Raw genomic sequence first — 4,194 nt, 5'->3', positions numbered from 1 at the left:
CCTGGAACAGGGCGTGCGTGCCGACGACGATGTCGATCTCACCGCTGGCCAGCCCCGCCAGTGTCTCCGTGCGCTCGCGACCCTTTTCGCGGCCGGTGAGGATGGCGGTGCGCAGGCCTGCCTTTTGCGCCAGGGGCGCGATGGTTGCCAGGTGCTGGCGCGCCAGGATTTCGGTCGGCGCCATCAGCGCCGCCTGGCCGCCGGCCTCGACGGCGCGCGCCATGGCAAGGAGTGCCACCACCGTCTTGCCGGAGCCGACATCGCCTTGCAGCAGGCGCAGCATGCGCTCCGGGTCGGCGAGATCGGCAAGGATTTCGGCGAGCGCGAATTCCTGCGAAGGCGTCAGCGAGTAGGGGAGTGCTTCGCGCAGCTTTTCGACGACGCTGCCATCGCCGGTCAGCGGCCGGCCGGACAGCCGGCGGATCCTGGCTCGCACCAAAGCGAGGGACACCTGGCCGGCCAGCAGCTCGTCATAGGCAAGCCGCCGCCACGCCACCCCCTCGACCGCCACGTCGATCGGGTCTGCCGGATAGTGGATGCCGGCAAGCGCATCGGCGAAGGGTGGAAATGTCTGGCGGCGCATGAAGGCGTCGTCCTGCCATTCCGGCAACTCCGGCAGGCGGCCAAGCGCCTGGCCGATGGCACGGCGCAGCACCTTGCCCGAGAGACCGGCGGTGAGCGGATAGACCGGCTCGACCAGCGGCAGGTTTTCCGCTTCGCCGGCCAGCGCGATGTGGTCGGGGTGGACCATGGTCGGGCGGCCGTTGAACCATTCCATGCGGCCCGAGATGACGACATGCTCGCCCACCGGCATCGACTTTTCGAGATAAGCGGCGTGGGCATGGAAAAAGGTCAGCGCGATCTCGCCGGTGTCGTCATGGGCGTAGACCCGGTACGGCACCGACCTGTTACCACGCGGCGGCGGCTGGTGGCGGTCGATGCGTACCTCGAGGGTGACGATCGCGCCTTCGGCGGCAAGCGCTATGCCCGGCCGGTTGCGGCGGTCGATCACTGTGTGCGGCAGCACGAACAAAAGGTCGCCGGCGCGCGCGGCGCGGTCGCCGAGATCGGCGGCCACTACCTTTTCGATCAACATGCCTACCTTCGGCCCGACGCCGGCAAGCGAGGTGATCGGGACGAACAGCGGATCGAGCAGGGAAGGGCGCATGTTGTCAGCTTATGTCGCGACAACCATTGCGCAAGGCTGACATCGCCCTCTATCCACGCTATATGCGCCGCTTCAGCAAGGGACGCGGCGCCATGACCGGGACACAACGATCAAGCGAGGGGCTGGATGCCCGCCGCCGCAAGCTCCTGTTCCGCTCCTGGCATCGCGGCATGCGCGAGATGGACCTGATCCTGGGCTCCTTCGCTGATGCCGAGATCGGTGACTTGACCGATGCGGAAATCGACCAATATGAAAAGCTCCTTGAAATCCCCGACACCGAATTCCTGCCTTTCATCACCGGCGAACGTCCGGTTCCGGCCAACATCGACTGCGCTGTCCTGCAAAAGATCCTGGCGTCGCGCCGGACCATGACATTTTGAAAAACGCATACAAATGAGCCTTATTCCCTCCATCGGCCTGCCGAAGGGCCGCGCCGGCCAGTTCATCGTCGACGGTGTCGCCGACGGCTACGAAGCTTTCGCGCTGGTGCAGACGGCGCTTGAGATCGCGCCCGAAAAGCCGGTGCTGTTCGTGGCCCGCGACGGGCAGCGCCTGCCGGCGATCACCGAGGCGCTGGCCTTTGCCGCGCCTGGCCTGCCGGTGCTCGAACTGCCCGCCTGGGACTGCCTGCCCTACGACCGCGTCTCGCCGGGCTCGGATGCGGCGGCGCGGCGGCTCGACGCGCTGGCCGCCATGATCGCGTTGGCGAGGAAGCCGCATCGCGCCGTGATCCTCACCACCGCCAACGCGCTGCTGCAGCGCATCCCGCCGGCCGATCTCATCGAAGCCCAGACCTTCCACGCCAGGCCCGGCAACCAGATCGACATGAAGGCGCTGGTGTCGCGGCTGGAAACCTCCGGGTTCGAGCGGGTGCCGACCGTGCGCGGCGTCGGCGAGTTCGCGGTGCGCGGCGGCATCCTCGACCTCTTCGCGCCCGGCTGGAGCGAGGCGCTCAGGCTCGATTTCTTCGGCGACACGCTGGAATCGATCCGCGTCTTCGACGCCGCCACGCAGCGCACCACCGGCCAGCGCAAGTCGATGGCGCTGCAGGCGATGAGCGAAGTGGCGCTGACGCCGGAGACGATCAGCCGCTTCCGCCGCGCCTATATCGAGGCGTTCGGCGCGCCGTCGCGCGATGACGGGCTCTATGCCGCGGTCAGCGAAGGGCGGCGCTTTGCCGGCATGGAGCACTGGCTGCCGTTCTTCTACGAGCGGCTGGAGACGGTGTTCGACTACCTGCCTGACGTGCCGGTGGTCTTCGACCATCTGGCGCATGAGGCGCTGGCCGAACGCCACACGCTGATCCTCGACCACTACGAAGCGCGCCGCAAGCAGGCCGACGGTGCGTTGAAGGACGCGGTGCCCTACAAGCCGGTGGCGCCGGACCTGCTTTATCTCTCGCCGGAGAATCTCAAGGCGTCTCTCGGCCCGCGCGAAGACATCGACTTCACCGTCTTCGATGCGCCCGATGTGGGGGGCAAAAAGGTTTTCCATGCCGGTGCGCGGCATGGCCGCAGCTTCGCCGAGGAACGCGCCGATCCCAACACCAACGTCTTCGATGTCGTGGTGAAGCACATCGCCGACGAGCGCGCAGCGCGCCGCCGCGTCGTCATCGCCGGCTGGACCGAAGGCTCGCTCGACCGGCTCGGCCAGATCCTGGCCGAGCATCATCTTGGCAATTTGAAGCCGGTGGCGACGCTTGCCGAGGCGGAAAAGCTCGAGCCGGGGCAGGCGGGCCTTGCCGTGCTGCCGCTCGAATCCGGCTTCGAGACCGAGAGACTGGTCGTCGTTGCCGAGCAGGACATCCTCGGCGACCGGCTGATCCGCCGCTCCAAGCGCAAGAAGCGCGCATCAGACTTTATCGCCGAAGCCTCGTCGCTGTCGTCTGGCGATATCGTCGTCCATACCGACCACGGCATCGGCCGCTTCATCGGCCTGCGCACGATCGAGGCGGTCGGTGCGCCGCATGACTGCTTGGAAATCCACTATGCCGGCGACGACCGGCTGTTCCTGCCGGTCGAGAACATCGAGCTTCTGTCGCGCTACGGCTCGGATTCGGCCGAGGCGACGCTGGACAAGCTCGGCGGCGGCGCCTGGCAGTCGCGCAAGGCGCGGCTGAAGCGGCGCCTGGTCGACATGGCCGGGCAGCTGATCCGCATCGCGGCAGAGCGGCAGATGCGCTCGGCGCCCGCCATGATCCCAGCCGAAGGCCTCTATGGCGAGTTCTCCGCGCGCTTCCCATATGAGGAGACCGACGACCAGCAGGGCGCGATCGATTCCGTCATGGACGATCTCGGCGCCGGCAAGCCGATGGACCGGCTGGTCTGCGGCGACGTCGGCTTCGGCAAGACCGAGGTGGCGCTGCGCGCCGCGTTCATCGCCGCCATGGAAGGTTTCCAGGTCGCCGTGGTGGTGCCGACTACCTTGCTGTCGCGCCAGCATTTCAAGACCTTCTCGCAGCGCTTTTCCGGCCTGCCGATCCGCGTCGCGCAGGCGTCTCGGCTGGTCGGTTCCAAGGAATTGGCCGAGACCAAGAAAGGCATTGCCGAGGGCACGGTCGACATTGTCGTCGGCACCCATGCGCTGCTGGGTTCCGCGATCTCGTTCAAGAATCTCGGCCTGCTGATAATCGACGAGGAGCAGCATTTCGGCGTCAAGCACAAGGAGCGGCTGAAGGACCTGAAGAGCGACGTGCACGTGCTGACGCTGTCGGCGACGCCGATCCCGCGCACGCTGCAGTTGGCGCTGACCGGCGTGCGCGAACTGTCGCTGATCGCCACGCCGCCGGTCGACCGCATGGCGGTGCGCACCTTCATCTCGCCCTTCGATCCGCTGGTGATCCGCGAGACGCTGCTGCGCGAGCGCTATCGCGGCGGCCATTCCTTCTATGTCGTGCCGCGCATCAGCGACTTGACCGAAATCCATGATTTCCTGAAGCAATCGGTGCCGGAGCTTAAAGTGGCGGTGGCGCATGGTCAGATGCCGCCGGGCGAGCTCGACGACATCATGAACGCCTTCTATGACGG

Annotated in this window: 3 protein-coding genes; 2 read left to right on the top strand and 1 reads right to left on the bottom strand. The window is 66.8% G+C overall.

Annotated features, from left to right (window positions below; translation table 11 throughout):
• Positions 1-1,168, bottom strand: a 1,168-nt coding sequence (locus EN742_RS26435) for a DEAD/DEAH box helicase (RefSeq protein WP_128333461.1), incomplete at its 3' end; no start/stop codon positions are given.
• A 92-nt stretch (positions 1,169-1,260) separates the two neighbouring features.
• Here EN742_RS26435 and EN742_RS26430 point away from each other — a divergent pair.
• Positions 1,261-1,548 (top strand): succinate dehydrogenase assembly factor 2, encoded by a 288-nt coding sequence (locus tag EN742_RS26430; protein WP_126059061.1) that lies wholly within the window; start codon positions 1,261-1,263, stop codon positions 1,546-1,548.
• Between the two features lie 13 nt (positions 1,549-1,561).
• On the top strand, positions 1,562-4,194 hold a 2,633-nt coding region (locus tag EN742_RS26425), incomplete at its 3' end, for a transcription-repair coupling factor (protein WP_148670268.1).

Source organism: Mesorhizobium sp. M4A.F.Ca.ET.020.02.1.1, assembly GCF_004022645.1.
In the GTDB taxonomy this organism is placed as follows: Bacteria; Pseudomonadota; Alphaproteobacteria; order Rhizobiales; family Rhizobiaceae; genus Mesorhizobium.
The sequence above is the reverse complement of the archived record's forward strand: the minus strand, read 5'-3'. Positions and strand labels throughout refer to the sequence as shown.

Excerpts from the sequence above, each read along its gene's own strand:
- EN742_RS26430 (WP_126059061.1), top strand. The coding sequence starts at position 1,261 with ATGACCGGGACACAACGATCAAGCGAGGGGCTGGATGCCCGCCGCCGC.